This window comes from Streptomyces sp. NPDC031111, assembly GCF_055570675.1.
Map to the genome: position 1 here is coordinate 1 of NZ_JBVIGS010000007.1, position 24,836 is coordinate 24,836.

The 24,836-nt window shown below is 72.0% G+C and carries 19 protein-coding genes; 3 read left to right on the forward strand and 16 right to left on the reverse strand.

Features of this window, described 5'->3' with window-relative positions; genetic code table 11:
* Positions 1-174 precede the first annotated feature (174 nt).
* The 4 genes from ilvN to ACZ470_RS16110 all read right to left on the reverse strand — a co-directional run bounded on the left by ilvN (position 175) and on the right by ACZ470_RS16110 (position 7,126).
* Positions 175-699: an acetolactate synthase small subunit gene (gene ilvN, locus ACZ470_RS16095; protein WP_030216544.1), complete on the reverse strand. Its 525-nt coding sequence runs from the start codon at positions 697-699 to the stop codon at positions 175-177.
* 21 nt (positions 700-720) lie between these two features.
* Positions 721-2,568: an acetolactate synthase large subunit gene (locus tag ACZ470_RS16100; protein WP_468427629.1), complete on the reverse strand. Its 1,848-nt coding sequence runs from the start codon at positions 2,566-2,568 to the stop codon at positions 721-723.
* Between the two features lie 230 nt (positions 2,569-2,798).
* Positions 2,799-5,798 (reverse strand): EAL domain-containing protein, encoded by a 3,000-nt coding sequence (locus ACZ470_RS16105; protein WP_468427630.1) that lies wholly within the window; start codon positions 5,796-5,798, stop codon positions 2,799-2,801.
* Positions 5,799-6,172: 374 nt separating this feature from the next.
* Positions 6,173-7,126 carry a 2-hydroxyacid dehydrogenase gene (locus ACZ470_RS16110; RefSeq protein ID WP_468427632.1) on the reverse strand — a complete coding sequence of 318 codons (954 nt, stop codon included), beginning with the start codon at positions 7,124-7,126 and terminating at the stop codon, positions 6,173-6,175.
* A gap of 75 nt (positions 7,127-7,201) precedes the next feature.
* Here ACZ470_RS16110 and ACZ470_RS16115 point away from each other — a divergent pair, with 75 nt between their 5' ends.
* Both ACZ470_RS16115 and ACZ470_RS16120 read left to right on the forward strand, forming a co-directional pair.
* Positions 7,202-8,200, forward strand: a complete 999-nt coding sequence (locus ACZ470_RS16115; RefSeq protein ID WP_468427634.1) for an aldo/keto reductase — start codon at positions 7,202-7,204, stop codon at positions 8,198-8,200.
* Between the two features lie 110 nt (positions 8,201-8,310).
* The gene (locus ACZ470_RS16120) at positions 8,311-9,474 is read left to right on the forward strand and encodes a PQQ-dependent sugar dehydrogenase (protein ID WP_468427636.1); all 1,164 of its coding nucleotides are present in this window, start codon (positions 8,311-8,313) and stop codon (positions 9,472-9,474) included.
* 7 nt (positions 9,475-9,481) lie between these two features.
* On the opposite strand, the gene ACZ470_RS16125 is transcribed toward ACZ470_RS16120, so the two are convergent.
* The 7 genes from ACZ470_RS16125 to ACZ470_RS16155 all read right to left on the reverse strand — a co-directional run bounded on the left by ACZ470_RS16125 (position 9,482) and on the right by ACZ470_RS16155 (position 17,220).
* A complete protein-coding gene (locus ACZ470_RS16125; RefSeq protein ID WP_468427638.1) occupies positions 9,482-9,670 on the reverse strand; it encodes a DUF6191 domain-containing protein in 189 nt (62 codons plus the stop codon).
* A gap of 37 nt (positions 9,671-9,707) precedes the next feature.
* The gene (locus ACZ470_RS16130; RefSeq protein WP_468427640.1) at positions 9,708-12,755 is read right to left on the reverse strand and encodes a helix-turn-helix transcriptional regulator; all 3,048 of its coding nucleotides are present in this window, start codon (positions 12,753-12,755) and stop codon (positions 9,708-9,710) included.
* 265 nt (positions 12,756-13,020) lie between these two features.
* Positions 13,021-13,185 (reverse strand): hypothetical protein, encoded by a 165-nt coding sequence (locus ACZ470_RS16135; RefSeq protein ID WP_468427641.1) that lies wholly within the window; start codon positions 13,183-13,185, stop codon positions 13,021-13,023.
* A gap of 172 nt (positions 13,186-13,357) precedes the next feature.
* Positions 13,358-13,900 (reverse strand): hypothetical protein, encoded by a 543-nt coding sequence (locus ACZ470_RS16140; RefSeq protein ID WP_468427643.1) that lies wholly within the window; start codon positions 13,898-13,900, stop codon positions 13,358-13,360.
* A 35-nt stretch (positions 13,901-13,935) separates the two neighbouring features.
* On the reverse strand, positions 13,936-14,496 hold the full coding sequence (locus ACZ470_RS16145; protein WP_468427645.1) for a GNAT family N-acetyltransferase: 561 nt from the start codon (positions 14,494-14,496) through the stop codon (positions 13,936-13,938).
* Complete coding sequence (locus ACZ470_RS16150) at positions 14,474-16,720, reverse strand: MMPL family transporter (protein WP_468427647.1); 2,247 nt, start codon at positions 16,718-16,720, stop codon at positions 14,474-14,476. Before ACZ470_RS16150 ends, ACZ470_RS16145 begins: the two co-directional genes overlap by 23 nt.
* Before the next feature lie 176 nt (positions 16,721-16,896).
* Positions 16,897-17,220, reverse strand: coding sequence for a hypothetical protein (locus ACZ470_RS16155; RefSeq protein WP_468427649.1), 324 nt, complete (start codon positions 17,218-17,220; stop codon positions 16,897-16,899).
* A gap of 186 nt (positions 17,221-17,406) precedes the next feature.
* Here ACZ470_RS16155 and ACZ470_RS16160 point away from each other — a divergent pair, with 186 nt between their 5' ends.
* Positions 17,407-18,210: an SAM-dependent methyltransferase gene (locus ACZ470_RS16160; RefSeq protein WP_468427651.1), complete on the forward strand. Its 804-nt coding sequence runs from the start codon at positions 17,407-17,409 to the stop codon at positions 18,208-18,210.
* A 68-nt stretch (positions 18,211-18,278) separates the two neighbouring features.
* Here the strand turns inward: ACZ470_RS16160 and gatB are convergent, their stop codons facing one another.
* The 5 genes from gatB to ACZ470_RS16185 form a co-directional block, all read right to left on the reverse strand.
* Positions 18,279-19,793, reverse strand: coding sequence for an Asp-tRNA(Asn)/Glu-tRNA(Gln) amidotransferase subunit GatB (gene gatB, locus ACZ470_RS16165; RefSeq protein WP_468427653.1), 1,515 nt, complete (start codon positions 19,791-19,793; stop codon positions 18,279-18,281).
* A 15-nt stretch (positions 19,794-19,808) separates the two neighbouring features.
* Positions 19,809-20,048 carry a hypothetical protein gene (locus ACZ470_RS16170; RefSeq protein WP_030216519.1) on the reverse strand — a complete coding sequence of 80 codons (240 nt, stop codon included), beginning with the start codon at positions 20,046-20,048 and terminating at the stop codon, positions 19,809-19,811.
* The gene (gatA, locus tag ACZ470_RS16175; protein WP_468427655.1) at positions 20,045-21,541 is read right to left on the reverse strand and encodes an Asp-tRNA(Asn)/Glu-tRNA(Gln) amidotransferase subunit GatA; all 1,497 of its coding nucleotides are present in this window, start codon (positions 21,539-21,541) and stop codon (positions 20,045-20,047) included. Before gatA ends, ACZ470_RS16170 begins: the two co-directional genes overlap by 4 nt.
* Positions 21,542-21,547: 6 nt before the next feature.
* Positions 21,548-21,844, reverse strand: coding sequence for an Asp-tRNA(Asn)/Glu-tRNA(Gln) amidotransferase subunit GatC (gene gatC, locus ACZ470_RS16180; RefSeq protein WP_004925108.1), 297 nt, complete (start codon positions 21,842-21,844; stop codon positions 21,548-21,550).
* 579 nt (positions 21,845-22,423) lie between these two features.
* Positions 22,424-24,679: a putative bifunctional diguanylate cyclase/phosphodiesterase gene (locus ACZ470_RS16185; protein ID WP_468427657.1), complete on the reverse strand. Its 2,256-nt coding sequence runs from the start codon at positions 24,677-24,679 to the stop codon at positions 22,424-22,426.
* Between the last annotated feature and the right edge of the window lie 157 nt (positions 24,680-24,836).

Sequence of the window (24,836 nt, forward strand, 5' to 3'; positions counted from 1 at the left end):
ACCTTGCGGCCCTGGATGATGGACAGGTCGGCGTCGGCGTCGTAGAACAGCTCGGCCACTGGGTTCTCTCCTTGTGTGCGGTGTTGCGTCCCACCGTATGCCGGTGAGGGGAAGGGAAGTTTCTCGGTCTCGGAATACGGGCGGCCGGGTCGCCCCGGCCGCCCGTTCCGTGTCCTACGCCGACCGGTCGAGGGCGCGCAGCGACCGGTCCGTGATGGAACGGGCCCCGCGTCCGATCGCGATCGTGCCGGACTGGACGAGCTCCTTGATGCCGAACGGCTCCAGCATCTTGAGCATGGCGGACAGCTTGTCGCTGCTGCCGGTGGCCTCGATGGTCACGGCCTCCGGCGAGACGTCCACGGTCTTGGCGCGGAACAGCTGGACGATCTCGACGATCTGGGAGCGCGTCTCGTTGTCGGCGCGCACCTTCACCAGAACGAGTTCGCGCTGGACCGCCTGCCCGGGTTCGAGTTCGACGATCTTCAGCACGTTGACGAGCTTGTTGAGCTGCTTGGTGACCTGCTCCAGCGGGAACTCCTCGACGCTCACCACGATGGTGATGCGGGAGATGTCGGGGTGCTCGGTGACGCCGACGGCGAGCGAGTCGATGTTGAAGCCGCGGCGGGAGAACAGGGCGGCGATCCGGGCGAGGATGCCGGGGGTGTTCTCCACCAGGACGGAGAGCGTGTGCTTGGACATGATCTGCTTCCTTTACGGCTCTCAGTCGTCTTCGTTGTCGCCGAAGTCGGGGCGGACGTCCCGGGCGGCCATGATCTCGTCGTTGGAGGTGCCGGCGGCGACCATCGGCCACACCATCGCGTCCTCGTGGACGACGAAGTCCACGACGACCGGGCGGTCGTTGACGGAGTTCGCCTCCTCGATGACCTTGTCGAGGTCGGCCGGGTCCTCGCAGCGGATCGCGTAGCAGCCCATGGCCTCCGACAGCTTCACGAAGTCGGGGACGCGGGTGCCCCTCGCCTCCGGGTTGACGTCGTCGGGCCCGGAGTGCAGCACCGTGTTGGAGTAGCGCTGGTTGTAGAAGAGGGTCTGCCACTGGCGGACCATCCCGAGGGCGCCGTTGTTGATGATGGCGACCTTGATCGGGATGTTGTTCAGGGCGCAGGTGGTGAGCTCCTGGTTGGTCATCTGGAAGCAGCCGTCGCCGTCGATCGCCCAGACGGCGCGGTCGGGGGCGCCGGCCTTGGCTCCCATGGCGGCCGGGACCGCGTAGCCCATGGTTCCGGCGCCGCCGGAGTTCAGCCAGGTGGCGGGCTTGTCGTACTCGATGAAGTGCGCGGCCCACATCTGGTGCTGGCCGACGCCGGCCGCGAAGATCGTGCCCTCGGGCGCCAGCTGTCCGATGCGCTCGATGACCTGCTGCGGGGAGAGCGAGCCGTCGTCGGGCTGGTCGTAACCGAGCGGGTAGGTCTCGCGCCAGCGGTTCAGGTCGTTCCACCAGGCGGTGTAGTCGCCCTTGTGGCCCTCGCCGTGCTCCTTCTGGACGGCCTGGATGAGGTCGGCGAGGACCTCCCGGGCGTCCCCGACGATCGGCACGTCGGCGGGGCGGTTCTTGCCGATCTCCGCCGGGTCGATGTCGGCGTGGACGATCTTGGCGTACGGGGCGAAGCTGTCCAGCTTGCCGGTGACGCGGTCGTCGAAGCGGGCTCCGAGGGCGACGATCAGGTCGGCCTTCTGCAGCGCGGTGACGGCGGTGACCGAACCGTGCATGCCCGGCATTCCCACGTGCAGCGGGTGGCTGTCGGGGAACGCGCCGAGCGCCATCAGGGTGGTGGTGACGGGCGCTCCGGTGAGTTCGGCGAGCATCTTCAGCTCGGCGGTGGCCCCCGCCTTGATGACGCCGCCGCCGACGTAGAGGACCGGTCGCTTCGCGGCGGTGATCAGCTTGGCGGCCTCACGGATCTGCTTGGCGTGCGGCTTGGTGACGGGCCGGTAGCCGGGCAGGTCCATGGTGGGCGGCCAGGAGAAGGTGGTCCTCGCCTGGAGGATGTCCTTGGGGATGTCGACCAGGACCGGTCCCGGGCGGCCGGTGGAGGCGATGTGGAACGCCTGCGCGATCGCCCGCGGGATGTCCTCGGCCTTGGTGACCAGGAAGCTGTGCTTGGTGATCGGCATGGTGATGCCGACGATGTCCGCCTCCTGGAAGGCGTCCGTACCGATCGCCTTGGACACGACCTGCCCGGTGATCGCGACGAGCGGCACGGAGTCCATGTGCGCGTCGGCGATCGGGGTGACCAGGTTGGTGGCGCCGGGTCCCGAGGTCGCCATGCAGACGCCCACCTTGCCGGTGGCCTGCGCGTACCCGGTGGCCGCGTGGCCCGCGCCCTGCTCATGACGGACCAGGACGTGGCGCACCCGGGTGGAGTCCATCAGGGGGTCGTAGGCGGGAAGGATCGTGCCGCCCGGAATGCCGAATACCGTGTCGGCGCCGACCTCCTCGAGAGAGCGAATGAGGGACTGTGCGCCCGTGACGTGCTCGACGGGGGCGGACTGTCCTCCGGATCGGGGCCGGGGCTGCGGGTGATGGGCCCCGGTGGCCTGCTCGGTCATCGGCATTCTCTTCTCGATGCTGAGGGTTTTTGCGAGGTTTGTGCGGGTTCCGCGTGCTGCTCGGCAGGTGCCTGTGCAACAAAAAACCCCTCGTGCCATAAGGCAAGCGAGGGGAGCGCGCCGGGTGGTGGTCGCTGAGCGGTCGAGGCTCAGCGTCAGCCGACGCGCTTTCCAAGTACGAGAATTCGGGTGCGCATGGCACTGACCCTCCCCCCGGCGCGCACCCACTGTCAAGTGGGTGGGACGGGAGTCTCATTATGTGAGCGCAGTGCCGTACCGCCCTGGAGCACGGCGGTCACCCCGGCGGAGTACACCCCCGAGCCGCCCCCGCCGATGAACACGGGTTCGGCCGGTACGGGCGGCACCGGGTAGTGCCCAGCGGCCAGTGCCCTGCGCAGCCGGTACTCGTCCAGGGGTCCGGAGAAGGCCATGCCCTGTCCGTGCGTGCAGCCCAGGGCGCGCAGGGCGGCGACCTGCTCGGGCAGTTCCACGCCGTCGGCCACGGACTGCATCCCGAGGTCGGAGGCGATCCGGAGCAACCCACCGGTGATCTTGTGCAGCCGGGCGGACTCCACCACGCCGTCGACCAGGCTGCGGTCGAGCTTCAGCACGTCGACGGGAAGCCGTCTGAGGGCCGTGATCGTCGCGGGTCCGCTGCCGAACCCGTCGAGCGCGATCCGGACACCGAGCCGCTTGAGCACCGTCAGCCGGCGCTCCAGCTCCTCGAGCGGCACCCGGGCGTCGGTGTCCGCCAGCTCGACCACCAGGGAGCCGGACGGCAGCCCGTGCCGGGTGAGCAGGGCCTCGATCGAGCCGAGGGGCAGCGACCGGTCCAGCAGCCGGTGCGCGCTCAGCCGGACGGCCACGGGCACGCAGAGACCGGTCGCGTGCCGTTCGGCGGCCTGCTCGACGGCCTCCTCCAGCACCCAGCGGCCCAGCTCGGCGGTCTTCTCGCTGTCCTCGGCCACGCGCAGGAACTCGGCGGGGGTGAAGAGCACCCCCTGGGAGGAGCGCCAGCGCGCCTGGGCGCAGACCGAGGTGATCCGGCCGTCCTCCAGGCACACCACCGGCTGGTGCAGCAGGGCGAACTCGCCGTGGTGCAGCGCCGCGCGCAGCCGGGTGGCCAGCTCCGCCCTGCGCACCACGTCCTGCTGCATCTGCGGCTTGTACAGCTCCACCCGCCCCTTGCCGGCGGCCTTGGCCCGGTACATGGCGAGGTCGGCGTTGCGCAGCAACTCGCCCGCGCCGAGGCCGGGTTCGGCGAAGGCGACGCCGATGGAGGCGTTGACGCGGACATCGTTGCCGTCGATGAGGTAGGGCTGCGAGAGGGTCGCTCTCAGTCGGTCGGCGAGCTCCAGGATGTGCCGCTCGCGGGCGTCCCGGTCGCGGATGCCGTCCCCGGCGATCAGGGCCGCGAACTCGTCTCCGCCGAGCCGGGAGGCGGTGTCCCCCTTGCGGACGGCGTCCTGGAGTCTGCGGGCGGCCTGGACCAGCAGCTCGTCCCCGGCCTGGTGCCCGATCGTGTCGTTGACGCCCTTGAAGCCGTCGAGGTCGATGAAGAGCACCGCCGTGCCCCTGAGGGCGGCCCCGCGGTCCGAGGCGCGGCGGCCGGACAGGGCCTGCTGGACCCGCCGGGTGAACAGCGCGCGGTTGGGCAGGTCGGTGAGCGGGTCGTGTTCCGCGTTGTGCTGGAGCTGTGCCTGGAGCCGCACTCTCTCGGTCACGTCGCGGCTGTTGAAGATGAGGCCGCCGTGGTGCCGGTTGACGGTCGACTCGACGTTCAGCCAGCCTCCCCCGCCGCCGGAGCGGAAGCGGCACTCGATGCGGGTCGTGGGTTCCTCGACCGGGTCCGCAGTGAGGAAGCGGCGCACCTCGTGCACCACGCTGCCCAGGTCCTCCGGGTGGATCAGAGCGGCCAGTTCCGTCCCCACGAGTTCCTCCGCGGGGCGGCCGTACACCCCGGCGGCGGCCGGGGAGACATAGCGGAGGATGCCGCTGGGCGCGGCGATCATGATGACGTCGCTGGAGCCCTGCACCAGGGAGCGGAAGTGGTTCTCCTTCTGCGCCAGTTCCTGGGTGAGGGTGATGTTGTCGAGCAGCATGATGCCCTGGCGCACCACGAGCGCGAGCACCACGGTGCCCCCGGTGATCAGCACGACACGGTCGACGCTGCGGCCGTTGAGGACGTTGTAGAGGATCCCCAGGGTGCAGACGGCGGCCGCGAGGTACGGGGTGAGCGCGGCGAGGGAACCGGCGATGGGCCGGGTCAGCGGGTGGCGGCCCTGTCTGGCGTTCGGCGCCGGCCCGTGGTGGTGGTCCGGCGTGCCGCGCCGCCCGGGCAGATGCTCACGGACCACGCGTGTGTGCCCTTCCCGCTCGGGCCGGCCGTCGCGGGGCGCGGTCCAGGGGGCGTACGCCAGGAGCAGCGAGCCGGCGAACCATCCCGCGTCCAGCAGCTGCCCGGAGCGGTAGTTGCTGTGCAGCAGCGGGGAGGTGAACAGGGCGTCGCACATGACGGTCAGCGCGAGCGCGCCGATCGCGGTGTTGACCGCGGACCGGTTCACCGCCGAGCGCCGGAAGTGCAGCGCGAGCACCATGCTGACCAGGGCGATGTCGAGCAGCGGGTACGCCAGTGACAGCGCGGTGTGCGCGACGCCCGGGCCCTCGGCCTGCGCCGCCTGGGCGAGCGCGAGGCTCCACGCGAGGGTGAGCAGGGAGCCGCCGATCAGCCAGGCGTCCAGGGCGAGACAGACCCAGCCGGCCTTGTTCACCGGCCGTTTGGCGAGCACCAGCAGCCCCACGATGGCGGGCGGCGCGAAGCACAGGAAGAACAGGTCCGCGTAGCTGGGGCTGGGCACGGGAAGCCCGAGGACGACCTCGTACCACCCCCAGACCAGGTTGCCCAGGGAGGCCATGGCCGAGGAGAGGCCGAACATCAGCCAGGCGGGTCGAAACCGGGTGCGCGGGCTGCGGGCGTAGACGAAACAGGACACGGCGGCGGCACCGGCCGCGGCGCTCAGTCCGAAGTCGCCCATGATCAGCGCGAGTTGCTCCGATCCCCAGCCGAACGCGGCACCGACGGCGTAGGCCGCGCAGACGAGGGCCAGAACGAGTTGGGCGACCGGACCGGGCCGGTGGCCGACGGCCGGGACACCGGGCAGCAGCGCGGTCGGCGCGGGCTGCTGCCGCAGTGCTCCGTCGAGCGTGGGGGTGGGAGTGGGCGCGCTCACCGGCACCTCCCGGTCCGCCCCGCCCCCGGGTCACCGGGGGAGGGCACCGGGGCGGACCCCACGACCCCGGCGCGATGGCCGTACCGGATGTGATGGCCGCCGTCGTGAGCCCGGCCGCGCGCGGCCGCGCGCCACGGTCGTCGCCGACGGCTCCGCCGCGAAGGATCGCTCGTCCATGGGCCGTGCATAGTCCGTCGCCCCCCTCACTGTCCGCAGTGTCCTGCCCCCGCGCCGTTGGTCAGCGGCGCAGCCCCTGTCGGGACGATACACCAGTATCGTCACTCAGGGACATAGGTTCTCTACGCTCCGTGACGATCAACTGATATATGAGTACCCACCGCGCCCGGGGAATCGCGGACGGTACTCGAAGCGGACTATGAGTCTTCCGCTCCCGTCACCAGGATCACGTTGCCGAGCTCCTCCTGGTTCACGTATCGGCGCAACTGGTTGACGAGCAGCCGCTCGGCGCGCGGCAGGAACGCGGTCGTGGGCCCGCCGACGTGCGGGCTGATGAGGACGCCCGGTGCCCGCCACAAGGGATGTTCCGAGGGCAGCGGTTCGGGGTCCGTGACGTCGAGGGCCGCCGTGATGCGTCCGCTCTCCAGCTCGGTGAGCAGCGCCTTGGTGTCGACGACACCGCCGCGGGCGACGTTCACCAGCAGGGCGCCGTCCTTCATACGGGCCAGGAAACCGGCGTCCACGAGGTGCCGGGTGGTCTCGGTCAGCGGCGTGGAGAGGACGACGACATCCGCTTCCGGGAGCAGGGCGGGCAGATCGGTGAGCGGGTGCACCGGCCCGCGCTCCGTGGTGCGCGCGGAGCGCGCGACGCGCGCCACCCGCGCGAGCTCGAACGGAACGAGCCGGTCCTCGATGGCCGAGCCGATCGAGCCGTATCCGACGATGAGCACGTTCCGGTCGGCGAGCGCGGGCCGGAACCCGCCGCGCCACTCCCCCTTGTCCTGGGCCCGCACGAAGTCGGGGATGCCCCGCAGGGAGGCCAGGATCAGCGCGAGCGTGAGCTCGGCGGTGCTGGCCTCGTGCACACCGCGCGCGTTGCACAGCCGGACCCCGGGGGGCAGGTGCCTCAGGCCGGGCTCCACGTGGTCGGTGCCGGCCGACAGGGTCTGCACGACGCGGACCGAGCGCATCTGCGGCAGCGGGCGGACACCGATGCCGGCGGGCTTCATGTAGGGCACGACGTAGAAGACGCAGTCGGCCGGGTCGGCGGGGAACTCCTCGTCCCCGTCCCAGAACCGGTAGCGCGGCCCCTCGGGGAGCCCCTCGATCTCGTCCGGCGGGATGGGAAGCCATACGTCAGCAGCAGTCATGGTCCGGAGGCTAGTTCAGAGGCCGGGGAGGGCGCGGGTTAGGTTGGGGGACCGGAGAGGGAGGGTCACGACCAGGTGGAGCGCAGGACGATCGGCGCGGGGGCGCTCGCGGTGGGGGCCGTCGGACTCGGGTGCATGCCGATGAGCTGGGCCTACAGCACGTCCCGGCAGCGTGGCGAGGAGTCGCTCAGGGCGGTGCACCGGGCACTGGATCTGGGCTCGACGCTCCTCGACACCGCGGACATGTACGGCCCGTTCACCAACGAGCTGCTGCTGGGGCGGGTGTTGAAGGAGCGGCGCTCCGACGCCTTCGTGTCCACGAAGGTCGGTCTGCTGGTGGGCGAGCAGCACATCGTGGCCAACGGGCGCCCCGGGTACGTGCGAAGGGCCTGCGACGCGTCGCTGCGCCGGCTCCAGACCGATGTCATCGACCTCTACCAGCTGCACCGCGCGGACCCGGAGGTCCCGGTCGAGGAGACCTGGGGGGCGATGGCGGAGCTCGTACAGGCGGGAAAGGTACGGGCGTTGGGGCTGTGCGCGGTGGGGGCGCGCTCCGCCCGGCGGCCGGGGGCGCGGCTGCACGACGCGACCGTCCGGCAGCTGGAGCGGGTGCAGCAGGTCTTCCCGGTGAGCGCGGTGGAGGCGGAGCTGTCGGTGTGGTCGCCGGAGGCGCTGGAGACGCTGCTTCCGTGGTGCGAGTCCCGGGGGGTCGGCTTCCTGGCGGCGATGCCGCTGGGCAACGGCTTCCTGACCGGGACGCTGACGCCCGGGGTGGGCTTCGAGGCGGACGATCTGCGCGCCCGGCACCCGCGCTTCACGGCCGAGATGATGGCCGCGAACCAGCCGCTCGTGGTGGGCCTGCGCCGCGTCGCCCGCCGGCACGGCGAGCACGTCACTCCCGCGCAGGTGGCCCTGGCCTGGGTGCTGAGCCGGGGCCGCCAGGTGATCCCGGTGCCCGGCACCAAGCGGGAGCGGTGGGCGGCGGAGAACGCGGCCGCCGCCGGTCTGCGCCTGACGGAGCGCGACCTCGCGGAGATCGCGGAACTGCCCGCGGCGCAGGGGTCCTGGGACTGAGCGACGGGCCGGCGGCGGCGGTCAGGCGGTTCGGGGTTCCGCGATCGGGAACCTGTGACGCGCGAGCGGTGTATGACAGGTAGGACCCGCCGCGTCGAAGGGACGAGATCGTGCAACGACGAGCCGTGCCGGCCGTACTGGCCGCCGCCGTGCTCCTGCTGACCGCCGGCTGCTCCTCCGACGACGGAGGATCGCCGGGCGGCGGAGACACCGGTGCCTCCCCGAGCGATACGGGGGCGCGGTCGTCGCCGCCGGAGGGGACCGCTGAGGAGACGCCACCCGCCAAGGGCTCCGTGAAGGTGCTCCGCACGGTGACCACGGGGCTGAGCACCCCCTGGGGGCTGGCCCCGCTGGCCGACGGCGACCTGCTGGTGTCATCCCGGGACGAGGCGACGATCACCCGCGTCGACGGGGAGACCGGCAGGAAGACCGAGCTGGGCGAGGTGCCCGGGGTGTCGCCGTCCGGCGAGGGCGGCCTGCTCGGTATCGCCCTCTCCCCCGACTACGCCTCGGACCGCATGGTCTACGCCTACTTCACCTCGGCCTCCGACAACCGCATCGTCCGCATGATCTACGACGAGAAGAAGCCGGCCGGCGAGCAGCTGGGCGCGCCGGACACCGTCTTCCGGGGCATCCCCAAGGGCGAGGTCCACAACGGCGGCCGGATCGCCTTCGGCCCGGACAAGATGCTGTACGCGGGCACGGGCGAGAGCGGTGACACCGGTCTGTCCCAGGACAAGGAGTCCCCCGGCGGCAAGATCCTGCGGCTGACCCCGGAGGGCGAGCCGGCCCCGGGCAACCCGTTCGACTCCCCGGTGTACACGTACGGCCACCGCAATGTGCAGGGCCTGGCCTGGGACGGCAAACAGCGGTTGTTCGCCTCGGAGTTCGGCCAGAACACCTGGGACGAGCTGAACGCGATCAAGCCCGGCGACAACTACGGCTGGCCGGAGGCGGAGGGCAGGTCCGACGACGGCGGCTTCCACAACCCGATCGACCAGTGGACCACGGACGAGGCCTCCCCCAGCGGCATCGCGTACGCCGAGGGCTCGATCTGGATGGCGGGTCTGCGCGGAGAGCGGCTGTGGCGTGTTCCGCTGAAGGGCACGGAGGCCTCGGCGGACCCGCAGGCGTTCCTGGAGGGCGAGTACGGCCGGCTGCGCACGGTGGTCGCGGCGGGCGGCAACAAGCTTTGGCTGGTCACCAGCAACACGGACGGACGAGGCAGTCCGCAGGACGGCGACGACCGGATTCTGGAACTGGAGGTGAGCTAGGCGCGGCTCAGTCCCCGTCGGGTTCCTCCTCCGGGGCGGCCGGTGGGCGCACCGTGACCTTCCCGGACGCGAGGTCTATCGGCCCGCGTCCGGGGTCGGCGTCGCCGACGTCCTCGCGGGTCAGTTCCAGACGGTTCTGCTCGTCGCGGGTGTGTTTGCGGCCGGGGGCGAACAGTTCCTCGAAGGCGTTGAACATCGCTCCCCTTCCCAGGGACGAATGAGTCGCACACCCATTATCCCGCCGCGAGTCGTTCACCGGGCTCCGCCGCGAACAGACCGAGCCGATGCGCCACCGCCGCGGCCTCCCCGCGGCCGGAGACGCCCAGTTTGGCGAGGATGTTGGAGACGTGGACGCTGGCCGTCTTCGGGGAGATGAACAGTTCCTCGGCGATACGGCGGTTGGTGTGGCCGGCGGCCACCAGGCGCAGCACATCGCGCTCCCGGCTGGTGAGACCGAGCGCGTCGGCCGGGTCGGCGGGGGCCGGTTCCCGGCGGGCGGGGGTCACGGCGAGGCGGGCGCGCTGTGCCAGCAGGGCGGCGGTCCGGGCCAGCGGTGCGGCGCCGAGGTGGTCGGCGGCGGCGGTCACCAGCCGCAGCAGTTCCGTGGCGCGGGCGCGTTCGTCGTCGCCCGCGCCGGCGGCGAGCAGTGCCTCGGCCAGCCGGAACCGGACGCGTGCGAGGTCGTAGGGCCGCTCCAGGGGTTCGACCGCCGTGACGGCCGTGGACCACTCGTCCGGCGCGGGCCTGCCCTCCGCGCGCTGCAACTCGGCGCGCAGCCACAGGTCGTAGGCCTGCCATACGGGCACGCCCGTGGCCAGGGTCTTGGCCGCCTTGCGGATCCGCTCCAGGATCTCCGGGCGGCCGGGGTCGGCCGCCGGGTCGCCGTGGGCGTCCGCCTCGGCCGTGGCGGCGGCGAGCAGCAGGGGCCAGCCGTAGCGCTGGGTGCCGGGCGGAAGGCCGGTGTCGAGGGCGCTGAGCAGTTCGGCCCGGGCGTCGGGGAGGCGGCCCTCGGCGGCGGCGATGCCGAGGGCGACCCACTTCATGGGGAGCGCGTACTGCGGCATCGGGTCGTGGGTGCCGAAGAAGGTACGGGCGTCGGCGAGACGGCGGGCCGCCTCGGCCAGGTCCCCCCGGTCGTACGCGAGATAGGCCAGGCGCATCGAGCCCCCGGCGCGGGGCTTGGCGCTGCGCTCGATGCGCTGCGCGTTGTTCGCGGCCCGCGCCGCCTCGTCCCAGCGGCCGAGGGAGTGGAGGGACTCGGCGAGGTTGCCCCACACCCAGCCCTCGGAGTCCATCAGTCCGAGTCTGCGGGTGACGTGGACGCCCTCCTGGAGCAGCCCCGCGGCCTCCTTGGAGCGGCCGACGCCTTCGAGGACGGAGGGGAGGTTCACATGGGCGCGACCCACCACCATGTCCACGCCCAGTTCGGTCGCACGGTCCTTGACCTCGTACATCTCGGCGAGTCCGGTGTCGATGTCACCGGCGTCGACCATGAGTCCGCCGAGGGTGAGCCGGGCGTTGAGCTCGATGTCGTGGGCGCCGACCATGCGGGCGTACTCGACGGCGCGTTCGGCGGCGGCCATGGCCTCGGGGCCGGGTTCGTGGAGCATCGACCAGCTGGCCGCGGAGGCGAGGACCTCGGCGTGCACCTCGGACGGGGGCAGGCCGCGCACCAGGTCCTGCGCGGTGCCGAGTTCGGCCCAGCCGTCACCGCGGGCGAGGGACTGGGTGAGCCGGGAGCGCTGCACCCAGAACCAGGCGGCGCGCAGCGGGTCCGGTTCCTCGTCGAGGAGGCGCAGCGCCCGCTTGGTGATCTTCATGGAGCGTTCGCGCTCCCCGCAGAGCCGGCCGGCGACGGCGGCTTCGGCCATGAGGTCGAGGTAGCGCAGCGGCGTGGTCTCCGGGTCGCAGCCGCAGGGAGGGTAGACCTCGGCGTAGTCGACGGGGCGCAGGGTGGCCCGTACGGCGTCGGGGACGGCGTCCCACAGCTCCATCGCCCGCTCCAGCAGGCGCAGTTGCTCGGAGTAGGCGTGGCGTCGGCGGGCCTCGACGGAGGCGTCGAGGACGGCGGGCAGGGCCTTGGCCGCGTCGTGGGCGTGGTACCAGTAGCTGGCCAGGCGGGTCACCCGCTCGTCGGCGGGGACGAGGGTGGGGTCGGCTTCCAGGGCCTCGGCGTAGCGGCGGTTGAGCCGGGAGCGTTCACCGGGCAGCAGGTCGTCGCTGACGGCCTCGCGGACCAGGGAGTGGCGGAAGCGGTAGCCGTCACGGTCGGGCGCGGGGGCGAGGATGCTGGCGTTGACGGCGGCGCGCAGGGCCTCGATGAGGTCGTCCTCGCTGAGCCGGGCGACGGCGGCAAGCAGCCGGTCCTCGACGGTGGAGCCGCCCTCGGCGACGATCCGGGCGACCCGCTGGGCGCTCTCCGGCAGGCCCTCGACCCTCACCAGGAGGAGATCGCGGAGGGAGTCGGTGAGGCCGGTGCAGCAGCCCTCGTCGGCGGCGACGGCGAGTTCCTCCACGAAGAAGGCGTTGCCGTCGGAGCGTTCGAAGATGTCGTCCACGCGGTCGGAGTCGGGTTCGCGGGCGAGGATGCCGGCGATCTGCCGGTGGACCTCCTCGCGGTTGAACCGGCCGAGTTCGACGCGCTGGACCGTGCGGAGGCGGTCGAGTTCGGCGAGGAGGGGGCGGAGCGGGTGGCGGCGGTGGATGTCGTCGGAGCGGTACGTGGCCAGGACGACGAGGCGGCCGGTGCGCAGGGTGCGGAACAGGTAGGCGAGCAGGTGGCGGGTGGAGGCGTCCGCCCAGTGCAGGTCCTCCAGGGCGAGGACGACGGTGTGCTCGGCGGCGACGCGCTCCAGGAGGCGGGCGGTGAGTTCGAAGAGCCGGGCCATGCCCTGTTCGTCGCGGCGGCCCTCGCGGGCGGCGGCGGTGCCCAGTTCGGGCAGCAGGCGGGCGAGTTCCTCCTCCTGGCCGGAGGCGGCGGCGGCGAGCTGCTCCGGCAGTTCGCGGCGGAGTTGGCGCAGGGCGGTGGAGAAGGGGGCGAAGGGCAGTCCGTCGGCGCCGATCTCGACGCAGCCGCCGAGGGCGACGATCGCGCCGCGGCGGCGGGCCGCGGCGGCGAACTCCTCGACGAGGCGGGTCTTGCCGACTCCTGCCTCGCCGCCGATCACGAGGGCCTGGGGGTCGGTGGCGGCGCGGGTGAGTGCGGCGTTCAGTGTGTCGAGCTCGGTGCTTCGGCCGACGAACACGGGGCTGACGGACTTGGTCTCCACGTGCCTGAGCATCGCATGCCCCTCCGACAACGGGTCACCGGTTTTTGTGCCCCGGCAGGGTGCCCCCGCGTCGGTGGGGGCCGGGGGGTGGTCGCGCTGCCCGGCGCTGGCGGGGTGCCGTCGCGCCCACCCTCCCCCACTCTCGGCTTCGCTCGAGCGGGAGGTACCCCCATCGCCCTGGGGGCACCTCCCAGGCCCTTAAGGCACTGGGGGAGGCACGACTGCCCGCGGAGGGCCGCAGACGGCTGCCCGCGGAGGCGGCGGGGCGGATCACGTGTCATGCGGCCCGGGTGAAGCGGTGGTGGCGGGGATGGCTTTCCGCCTCGGTGTTTTCCGGGGTGGCTTCGCGGCGGCGGCGGGTGGCTTCGCGGGCCAGGCGGTGCTCCTCTCCCTGGCGGAGGAGCTCGTCGTGACGAAGCCGGTGAAGTGCGTACTCGAACATGGTGGGCTCCCCCGAAGGAGTCGGTGTCGGACATCGCTCTCTGCGATGCCTCCACCTTCGTCTCCAAGGCGCCCCCGCCACATCGGGAGACTTCCGTATCTTCGCGCGGCCACGGGGCCTTAGAAGCCACTTAGGGCGGCCCATGGGCTCCTAAGTCCCCGACCCGCGTGAGTCAGCCGGTGGCGGGCAGGCCCAGGAGGACGTCGGTGTACTTGAGGACCGCCAGCAGCAGTCCGATGACGCCCAGCGAGACACCCGCCCAGGCGACCGACTTGATCCAGGGGGCCTGGGCCGTCCGGCCGGGCGTCCCGAAGGCGGGCCTCGCCAGCACCACCACGCCCACGATCAGCGCGGTCAGCGCGAACAGGCCGGCCCACAGCGCGCTGGTGTTCCAGGCATCGCCGTAGACCTCCTTGACCTGGGTGGCGACGCCGGCGTCCGCGGCCGTCTCCAGCTGGCCCACGAGGGTCTCGCGCGCGGCGGCCACCGTGCCCAGCCAGCCGCCGGTGAGCGAGACGAGGCCGAGCGCCGCGGAGACGATCGCCGCGGCGCCCTGTCCGACGCCGGAGGGGCCTTCCTCCTCGGCCTCGGGAGCGTCCTGTGCTGCTTCCGGTTCCGTCTCCGGGGCATCGGCGTCGACGGTCTCAGTGGTGTCCACTGCCGCCTCGTCGTCCTCGGTCCCGGCTCGGGTTTCGTCCACTGTCCTGTTTCCCATGCCCGGCACCGTACGGACGCTCTCTGAGAGTCCGCTTAATGATCGTCGCGCCCCGCCCGCCACTCCGGGGCCAGCACGGACCACACCTCCAGGTCGTGCCGTACCCCGTGGTGGAGATGGGCTTCGCGGCGTACGCCGTCGCGGGTCATGCCGAGCCGGCGGGCGACGTCGATGCTCGGCACATTGCCGGCCGCGGCGACCCATTCGACCCGGTGGATGCCGCGCTGCTCGACCGCCCAGTCGATGAGCACCCGCATCGCGCGGGTGACGAGCCCCCGCCCCGTGGCGGCGGGCTCCAGCCAGCAGCCGACCTCGCAGCTGCCGTTCGCGGCGTCGAAGTTCAGGGTGAGCACCCCGCCCACGAGCTTGCCGTCCAGCCACAGCCCGTGGAGCGAGGCGGTGTCCGCGGCACGCCAGTCGGCGTACCGCTGGAGCACCTCCCGGGCGCCGGCCACGTCCGTGGCCTTGGACCCGAAGGGGACGTACTGGTTGATGAACTCGCGGCCCCGGTCCAGGTGGGCCAGGAACTCCTCGGCGTGCCAGGGCTCCAGGGGGCGCAGTTCCGCTCCGTCGTCACCCAGTCGTATCGCGTACATCCCGCTGTCGCTCCTCCTCGGCCAGCACGTCCGCCACCTCGGCGTCCGTGGCGGCGGCCAGCCTCTCATGGGCGGCCCGGGCCTCGGGCGGCTCGATGCTGATCCTCGGCAGGATCCGGTCCAGCGAGCGCGGCAGCCACCAGTTGGCGCCACCGAGGAGGTGCATGAGGGCGGGGACGAGCAGGGTGCGCAGGACGAACGCGTCGAGGGCGACGGCCGCGGCGAGCGCGATGCCGAACATGGCGATCACCCGGTCGCCGCTGAGGACGAAGGCCAGGAAGACCGAGATCATGATCACGGCGGCGGAGTTGATCACCCGGCTGGTCTCCGCGAGTCCGACGCGGACGGAGCGCCGGTTGTCGCCGGTCTCCAGCCATTCCTCGTACATCCGGCTGACCAGGAAGACCTGGTAGTCCATGGAGAGCCCGAAGAGGACCGACACCATGATCACGGGCAGGAACGGTTCGATCGGGCCCGCACTGCCCAGCCCGAGCAGTTCGCTGCCCCAGCCCCACTGGAAGATCGCGACGACGACACCGAAGGCGGCGGCCACGGCGGCCACGTTCATCGCGGCGGCCTTGAGCGGGATGCCGATGGACCGGAAGGCCAGCAGGAGCAGCAGACAGCCCAGGCCGATCACCACGCCCACGAAGAGGGGCAGCTTGTCGATGATGACGGTGGCGAAGTCGTCGTAGCCGGCGGTCACACCGCCGACGTGCAGGTCGAGCGAGGTGCCCGACTCGGCCCGGGGCAGCACGTCCTCGCGCAGCCGGTCGACGAGGTCGCTGGTCTGCTTCGACTGCGGGGAGGAGTCCGGTACGACGGTGAGGTAGGCGGTGTCGCCACCCTGCCCGTAGGTCACCGGCGACACGGAGGCGACGCCCTCGGTACCGCGCAGCGTGCCGTCGAGGTTGTCGAGGGCGAGCCGGTCCTCGGCGCCGTCGACCTCGGTGACGAGGGTGAGGGGGCCGTTCACGCCGGGGCCGAAGCCGTCGGCGAGGAGGTCGTAGGCCTGGCGGGTGGTGGAGGTCTTGGGGTCGTTGCCCTGGTCGGAGGTGCCCAGGTGCAGCGAGAAGGTGGGCAGCGCGAGGACCGCCATGACGACGACGGCGACGGCGCCGAGCAGCTTGGGGTGGCGCTCCACGAACGCCGACCAGCGGGCGGCGAACCCGGTCGGCAGCTCCGGCTCGGGCCCGTGCTCGGCCAGCCGGCGCCGCTCCCGGCGGCTGAGCGCGCGCATGCCGATGTACTTCAGCAGGGCGGGCAGCAGGGTGACGGAGGCGGCCACCGTCAGGACGACGGTGAGCGAGGCGGCGATGGCGACGCCGTTGAGGAAGTTCAGCCGGAGGATGAGCATGCCCAGCAGGGCGATGCACACGGTCGCGCCCGCGAAGACGACCGCCCGTCCGGTGGTGGCGACGGCGTTGGTGGCGGCCTCGGTGACGGAGAGCCCGCGCTTCAGCCCGCGCCGGTGCCGGGTCACGATGAACAGGGCGTAGTCGATGCCGACGCCGAGCCCGATCAGCATGCCGAGCATGGGCGCGAAGTCGGCGACGGTCATGACGTGCCCGAGCAGCCCGATCCCGGCGTAGGCGGTGCCGACGCCGACCAGTGCGGTGGCGATGGGCAGCAGCGCGGCGGCGAGCGAGCCGAAGGCGAGGTACAGGACGACGGCGGCGACCAGCACGCCGACGATCTCGGCTATGTGCCCGCCGGAGGACTCGCTGAGCTCGACGGCGCTGCCGCTCAGCTCGACGTCCAGTCCGTCGGTCTCCGCGGCCTTGGCCGTCTTCACCACGGCGGCGGCCTCGCCCGCGTCGACGTCCTTGGCCTGGTCCTCGAAGGTGACCGTGGCGTACGCGGTACGGCCGTCCGCGCTGACGCGGCCGGCGCCCTGGTCGTCGTACGGTCCGCTCACGGAGGCGACGCCGGGCAGGTCCTCGATGCGGTCCAGGGTGTGCGTCATGGTCTGTTCGACGCCGGGGTCCCTGACACTGCCGGACGTCGTGTGCCAGACCACGTTGTCGCTGTCGCCGCCGAGGTCGGGGAAGCCCTCCTTCAGCAGCTGGGTGGCCCGGCCCGACTCGGTGCCGGGCACCTTGTAGTCGTTGGAGTAGGCGGAGCCGGCGGCGAAGGCGCCGGCGGAGACCCCGCCGAGGGCGAGGAGCCAGAGCAGAACGGTGATCAGACGGCGTTGGACACACCAGCGTGCGAGGGCTGCCACGAATGTGCTCCCGGAGTGACTCGGTGTGGATCTTTGACCGGGACCAGTCGAGCGTTGACCGAACAACCCGCAAAGAACGCATGAGCAATGCACTGACACTGTCGCAGGCATTAATGATCGTTTGTCGCTTTCGTGTGCTTATTCACATTGATGCGACTCAGCTCACAGCGGGGCGATCAGTCGGACCGGTCCCCCAGCGCCATGACCATGACTCCCGCGATCAGCAGCCACAGCGCCCTGCGGGTGCGGCCCCGGGAGCCCAGGACCCCGGCGAGGGCGCAGACGGCGCCTCCGCAGGCGTATGCGAGGGGGACGAGGGCCGGCGCGGAATCCAGGAGACGGAGCAGAGCGGCGGCCAGACCCGCGAGGGCGAGTACGGCTCCGGCGCCGGCCGCCACCCACCGGGCCCGCCGCACCTCCCGCGCGGCGTCGTCGCCCTGCTCGGCGTCCTCTGCCCGGACGTCCGGGGATGGGCCGTCGGAATCGGCGCGTCCACTCATGGCGCGGGAGCGTAGCGCCTCCTCCCGAAAACCCGGATGCGGGGGTGCGGGGCCACCTGCTAGCGTCCGCCGGTCCGACGTACCGCGGCAGCCCGCCGCCGGCCGAAGCAGGTGCTTTGATGATTGTCCGCCCGATCTCCGACGCGACCCTTTCCCTCTTCACGGCCCCAAGGAGCCCGTTCCACGATGTCGGACATCACATCGAACACCCCGCACGACGACCTCGCTAGCCGCCTCACCCTGCCCCGGTACCCCCGCAGCAGCGCCTACGACGCCCGCTGGACCATCGAGAACGGGATGGGCCCGCACGCGCTGTGGCTGCTGGAGTGGCTCGCCCCGGCCCTCGGCCTCGACACCCTGCGCCCCGGCGCACGCGTGCTCGACCTGGGCTGCGGTCGCGCCATGACGTCCATCTTCCTGGCCAAGGAGTACGACCTCCAGGTCACCGCGGCCGACCTGTGGATCAAGCCGGACGACAACGCGCGCCGCATCGCCGAGGCGGACGTCGCCGACCGGGTCTTCCCGGTCCTCGCCGAGGCGCACGACCTGCCCTTCGGGGAGGAGAGCTTCGACGCGATCGTCTCCATCGACGCGTACCAGTACTTCGGCACCGACGATCTCTACCTGCCGACGCTGACCCGGCTGCTGAAGCCCGGCGGGCGGATCGGGGTCGTCGTCCCCGCGCTGCCCGAGGAGATCGAGGGCAGCGAGCCGCCGGAGCACATGAAGCCCTTCTGGGACCCCGCGTTCTGGTGCTTCCACAGCCCCGCCTGGTGGCGCCGCCACTGGACCCGCAGCGCGGCCGTGGAGGTCGAGACGGCCGACTGGCTGGAGGACGGCTGGCGGGAGTGGCTGCTCTGGTGCGACGTCGTCGCCGAGGAGAGCCAGGAGGAGTTCCACGTACGGATGAGCCGGGAGAGCGCACACATGCTGCGCACCGACCGGGGCCGCACGCTGGGCTTCGCACGCGTGGTGGGCCGCCGGCCCTGATCGCGTGACGGCATAAGAGAGAGGGGGCGCATCGAACCCGATGCGCCCCCTCTCCCCGTCCTCGGGGATCAGCCCTCGCCGACGCCGAGCTTCTCCAGGATCAGCTCCTTGACGCGGGCCGCGTCCGCCTGGCCGCGTGTGGCCTTCATGACGGCGCCGACCAGGGCACCGGCCGCGGCGACCTTGCCGCCGCGGATCTTGTCCACGATGGCCGGGTTGCCGGCGATGGCCTCGTCGACGGCGGTGCCCAGGGCACCCTCGTCGGAGACGACCTTCAGACCGCGCTTCTCGACGACCTCGTCCGGGCCGCCCTCACCGGCGAGGACGCCCTCGATGACCTGGCGGGCCAGCTTGTCGTTCAGGTCGCCGGCGTTCACCAGCTCGGTGACCCGGGCGACCTGGGCCGGGGTGATCGCCAGCTCGTCGAGCGAGGTGCCGGACTCGTTGGCGCTGCGGGCCAGCTCGCCCATCCACCACTTGCGGGCGGAGGCCGCGTCGGCGCCGGCGTCGATCGTGGCGACGATCGGGTCCAGCGCGCCGGCGTTGAGGATGGCCTGCATGTCGGTGCCGGAGATGCCCCACTCCTCGCGGAGCCGGTTGCGGCGCACCAGCGGCAGCTCGGGCAGGGTGGAACGGATCTCCTCGACCCACTCGCGCGAGGGGGCCACCGGCACCAGGTCGGGCTCCGGGAAGTACCGGTAGTCCTCGGCCTCCTCCTTCACACGGCCCGAGGTCGTGGACCCCGTGTCCTCGTGGAAGTGGCGGGTCTCCTGGACGATCGTGCCGCCGGAGGAGAGCACGGCCGCGTGCCGCTGGATCTCGAACCGCGCCGCTCGCTCGACGGACCGCAGCGAGTTGACGTTCTTGGTCTCGCTGCGGGTGCCGAACTTGTCGGCGCCCTTCGGCATCAGCGACAGGTTGACGTCGCAGCGCATCTGGCCCATCTCCATGCGGGCCTCGGACACGCCGAGGGCACGGATGAGCTCACGCAGCTCACGGACGTACGCCCGCGCGACCTCCGGAGCGCGCTCACCGGCACCGACGATCGGCTTGGTGACGATCTCGATGAGCGGGATGCCCGCGCGGTTGTAGTCGAGCAGGGAGTGGGACGCGCCGTGGATACGGCCGGTGGCACCGCCCACGTGCGTGGACTTGCCGGTGTCCTCCTCCATGTGGGCGCGCTCGATCTCCACGCGGAAGGTCTCGCCGTCCTCCAGCTGCACGTCGAGGTAGCCGTTGAAGGCGATCGGCTCGTCGTACTGGGAGGTCTGGAAGTTCTTCGGCATGTCCGGATAGAAGTAGTTCTTCCGGGCGAAGCGGCACCACTCGGCGATCTCGCAGTTCAGCGCGAGACCGATCCTGATCGCGGACTCGACGCCGGTCGCGTTGACGACCGGGAGCGCGCCGGGCATGCCGAGGCAGACGGGGCAGGTCTGGGTGTTGGGGTCGGCGCCCAGTGCGGTCGAACAGCCGCAGAACATCTTGGTTCGGGTGCCGAGTTCGACATGGACCTCGAGGCCCATGACGGGGTCGTACGACGCCAGAGCGTCCTCGTACGACACCAGGTCGGTCATGGTGGTCACGGTGAAACTTCCCTCTCAGCCCAGCAGGACGTCGTCGTCGCCGAGGCGCTTCACCTCGCGGTAGAGGATGGCGAGGTTGGTGATGACCGCGGCGCCGGTGACGACGGCGTCGAGCAGCCGCAGCGTGTCGTTCTCACCACGCGCCTTCTTGATCTGCTTGTACACACCGACGGCGCCGAACGCCGAGGTGGCCATCGAGACGTACAGACCGGACTTGGACTTCTTGAAGCCCTTGGCCTTGGACAGTGCGCTCACAGCGACGGTGCCTCCTCGATCAGCGGGTGGCCCCACTTTTCCACGAAGGCGGCCTCAACGGCGGCGCCGACCTTGTACAGCCGGTCGTCCTTCATGGCGGGGGCGATGATCTGCAGACCCACCGGCAGGTTGTCCTCGGGAGCGAGGCCGCAGGGCAGCGACATCGCCGCGTTGCCCGCCAGGTTGGTGGGGATGGTGCACAGGTCGGCCAGGTACATCGCCATCGGGTCGTCGGCACGCTCGCCGATCGCGAAGGCGGTGGTCGGGGTCGTCGGGGAGACGATCACGTCGACCTGCTCGAAGGCCCGCTCGAACTCCTGCTTGATGAGGGTGCGGACCTTCTGGGCGCTGCCGTAGTACGCGTCGTAGTAGCCGCTCGACAGGGCGTACGTGCCGAGCATGATGCGACGCTTGACCTCGGGGCCGAAGCCGGCCTCGCGGGTCAGGGAGGTGACCTCCTCGGCGGAGTGCGCGCCGTCGTCGCCGGTCCGCAGGCCGTAGCGCAGGCCGTCGAAGCGGGCGAGGTTGGAGGAGCACTCGGAGGGGGCGATCAGGTAGTACGCCGACAGCGCGAGGTCGAAGGACGGGCAGTCCAGCTCGACGATCTCGGCGCCCAGCTCCTTCAGCAGCTCGACGGACTCGTCGAACCGCTGGATGACCCCGGCCTGGTACCCCTCGCCGCGGAACTGCTTGACGACACCGACGCGCATGCCCCGCACGCTGCCGTTGCGGGCGGCCTCGACGACCGGCGGAACCGGGGCGTCGATGGAGGTGGAGTCCATCGGGTCGTGCCCGGCGATCACCTCGTGCAGCAGGGCCGCGTCCAGGACCGTACGCGCACAGGGTCCGCCCTGGTCCAGGGAGGAGGAGAACGCCACCATGCCGTACCGCGACACCGCGCCGTACGTCGGCTTCACGCCGACGGTGCCCGTGACGGCGGCCGGCTGACGGATGGAGCCGCCGGTGTCGGTGCCGATGGCGAGCGGCGCCTGGAAGGAGGCGAGCGCGGCGGAGGAGCCACCGCCGGACCCACCCGGGATCCTGGTGAGGTCCCACGGATTGCCGGTCGGCCCGAAGGCGCTGTTCTCGGTGCTGGACCCCATGGCGAACTCGTCCATGTTGGTCTTGCCGAGGATGACGACGTCGGCGGCCTTCAGCCGCTTGGTGAGCGTCGCGTCGTACGGCGGGATCCAGCCCTCGAGGATCTTGGAACCGACGGTGGTCGGGATGCCCTCGGTGGTGAAGATGTCCTTGAGCGCGAGCGGTACGCCGGCCAGCGGGCCGAGCTTCTCGCCGCGGGCCCGCTTCTCGTCGACGGCACGGGCCTGGGCGAGGGCGCCCTCGCGGTCGACGTGCAGGAAGGCGTGCACCTTCTCGTCGACGGCCTCGATCCGGGTCAGGTGGGCCTCGGTGACCTCGACGGCGGTGAGCTCGCCTGAGGCGATCTTCTCGGCGGTCTCGGCGGCGGTGAGCTTGATGATGTGATCGCTCATGGCGGGTTACTCCTCCCCCAGGATCTGCGGCACCTTGAAACGCTGCTGCTCCTGGGCCGGGGCGCCGGAGAGCGCCTGCTCGGGGGTGAGCGAGGGACGGACCTCGTCCGGCCGCATGACGTTCGTCAGCGGGAGCGGGTGCGAGGTCGGCGGTACGTCTTGGTCGGCGACCTCGCTGACGCGGGCGACCGCGCCGATGATGTCGTCGAGCTGGCCTGCGAAGTGGTCGAGCTCTTCGGGCTTCAGCTCCAGACGCGCCAGCCGGGCGAGGTGGGCGACCTCCTCGCGCGTGATGCCAGGCATGCAGCGATCCTCTGGGGTGAGTGTGTGTGGTTTGGGGCCAATCCTATGGGGCGGGGGGCTGTGCCCGTGAAACCCTTTCCGGGGGCCTGTGGTTTGGGTCACCGGGGGTGGGGTTCGCGGGCCCGGCGCCGGGGTGGGCCGGGGGTGGGTTCGCGCGACCCGGCGCCGTATGGGGTGCCCCGCGTTGGTGCTGGCCAGGGGAGGTTCGCGCAGCCCGGCGCCGTACAGGGTGCCCCGCGTTGGTGTGGGCCGGGGGTGGTGTTCGCGCAGCCCGGCGCTGGCGGGGTGCCGTCGCGCCCACCCGTGCCGCCCCAGCGGCACGACTGCCCGCGGATGCGGCGGGGCGGCGGCGTGCGGCCGGTCGCGGTGAGCGGGGGCGGTGGCCCCACCCCCCACGTGGCGGATTGCCGCGTACGGCGGTGAGGGGACGGGGCGGGGGTGGCCGCCCGCAGTGGCTGGCGCGTCCGCGCCCTCAGCCCTCCAAGGAACGTGATTCGCGCCAGTCCGAGGACGGACACCCCCGACCCGGCCCCGACCCACCCACCAACCGTGGGCGATCCACCCCACCACCCGTGGGCGCTAGTCCTCGGCAGTCGTCGCCGCCGGCAGTGCCGCCGCCGGGCGCTGCCACCCCCGCGACCCCCGCGCGAAAAGCCAGGCCGTCGTCTCGTCCGGCGGCATCGCCGCCGCGACCAGCCAGCCCTGCACCGCGTCACACCCCAGATCCCGCAGACGCTCCCACGTCTCGTCGTCCTCGACGCCCTCCGCGACGACGAGCAGCCCGAGCGAGTGAGCCAGATCGACGGTGCACCGCACGATCTCCGCGTCCTCCGTGTCGACGGCCAGCCGAGCCACGAACGACCGGTCGATCTTCAGCTCGCTGACCGGCAGCCGCCGCAGATGCACCAGCGAGGAGTACCCGGTCCCGAAGTCGTCCAGCGACATCTTCACGCCGTGCCCGGTCAGCGCGTTCAACGTGTCCGCCGCCCGCTGTGGATCCTCCAGGAGGACATGCTCGGTGATCTCCAGCTGGAGCGCCCCCGCGGGCACCCCGTGCCGAGCCAGCCGCGCCGCCACGGAGCCGGCGAACCCGGGCGTGTGGACATCGCGCGGCGACACGTTCACCGCCACCGGCACGAACAGCCCCTGCGCGCGCCACTCCGCGACCTGCCCCAGCGCGGTCTCCAGCACGTACTCGGTCAGATGCGGCATCAGCCCGGACGACTCGGCGATCGCTATGAACTCGTCCGGCGGCACCTTCCCGCGCTCCGGGTGCACCCACCGCACCAGCGCCTCGAGCCCCGCGACCTGCCCGTCGAAGCGCACCTTGGGCTGGTAGTGGAGCTCGACCTCCCGCGCGTCCAGGGCCCGCCGCAGATCGCCCAGCAGCCCCAGCCGGTCAGGGGTGTTGGAGTCCCGCTTGGACTCGTACGCCTCGACACCCGTACGGTCCCGCTTGGCCTGATACATCGCCACGTCCGCCCGCCGCAGCAGCCCTTCCGCGTCGTCGGCGTGGTCGGGAAAGACGGCGACCCCCGCACTCGCCTCCAGGACGAGGGTGAGCCCGTCGAGGTCGAGCGGGGAGCTGAGGGCGGCGACGAGGCCGCGGGCAACACGGGTCGCGGACGTCGTGGAGTCGGCGACGGGCAGTAAGACGGCGAACTCGTCACCGCCGAGTCGCGCGGCCTCCGCGCCGCGCGGCAGGGCGAGTCTGAGCCGGTCGGCGATCTGCAGCAGCAGCCGGTCACCGGCGAGATGCCCGAGGGTGTCGTTGACCGACCGGAAGCGGTCCAGGTCGATCAGCATGAGCGCGGCGCGCGCGCCGATCCGCTCCGCGTCGTCCAGCGCGGTCCAGATGCGTTCCAGCAGCCACTGCCGGTTGGGCAGCCCGGTGAGGGGATCGCGCAGCTGCTCCTCGGCCCGCGCGCGGGCTATCCACAGGGTGGAGTCGAGGGCGATCAGCGGGATGGAGAACAGCGGCAGCAGCACAGGCTTGGCGTCGGCGACGACGCACACCAGCGGCGCTATGCCGAGCAGGGCGACGGCGACCAGCCCCTGGCGGACCAGAGCCGTACGGGCCACGGTGGGCAGCCCGGCGCGCGGGGTGTGCAGGTACCACAACAAGGTGCGCGTGACCGCGAGATAGACCGCGGCGACCAGCACCACCCCGGGCGCGGTGTACAGGTTCCAGGTGTCCGGGGTCGACGGCGACTCGACGGACGGTACGCAGCCGAACGCGGCCAGCACCAGCGCCCCGGCGCCGATGCCGAGCAGATCGACCGCGCCGTGCAGCACGCCCTGCCGCCAGCGACCCCGCCGGGCTATGCCGACCAGCACGACGACGGTGAGGCTGATCATGCCGGCCGCGACCCAGCCGTAGAGCAGCAGCACGGCGAGGGTGAGCGCGGCGCCCGATCCGGTACCGCCCCACCAACGGGAACGGCCCAGCATCACGAGGTGGCCGACGATGATCCCGGTCAGCACGGCGAGCGACCAGCCGACGGTGCCGGACGGGAAGAGCGCGTGTCCTCCGGTGAACGCCCGCAGGAAGCCGGCGCCCAGCACGAACCCGGCCGCCGCGACGACCGCCGTGGGCAACGCGGGCCAGGACGGGTGCCGTTCGGCGTCCGACTCGGACAGTGTCTCGGGCAGCCCGGGGCCGTGCCCGGCAGCCGGATGCCCGGCACCGCGCGCGTCCGCGGTGCGCGCCCCGGTGCGCTCCTTTGCGCCCGGTCGCCCCGCGGGCCGCCCGCCCTCACGTCCGCGCCGCCAGGCGACCGCCATGCGGCGCAGGCGCAGCCGTGAGCCCGGGGCGGCGCTCTCGGTCGGTTCCATTCCCGTCCCTCTCCCAGCCGGCGGTGCCCACGCCACGCGGCCCGATGCCCGACGACCCTCAGCGGCTCCGCGGTGGAAAGCCCTTACCCCGGACCCTTCACGAGTACGGGTTGCCCCGACCGCAGCTGGGCACGGCAGGCGCACATCTCAACAGTAG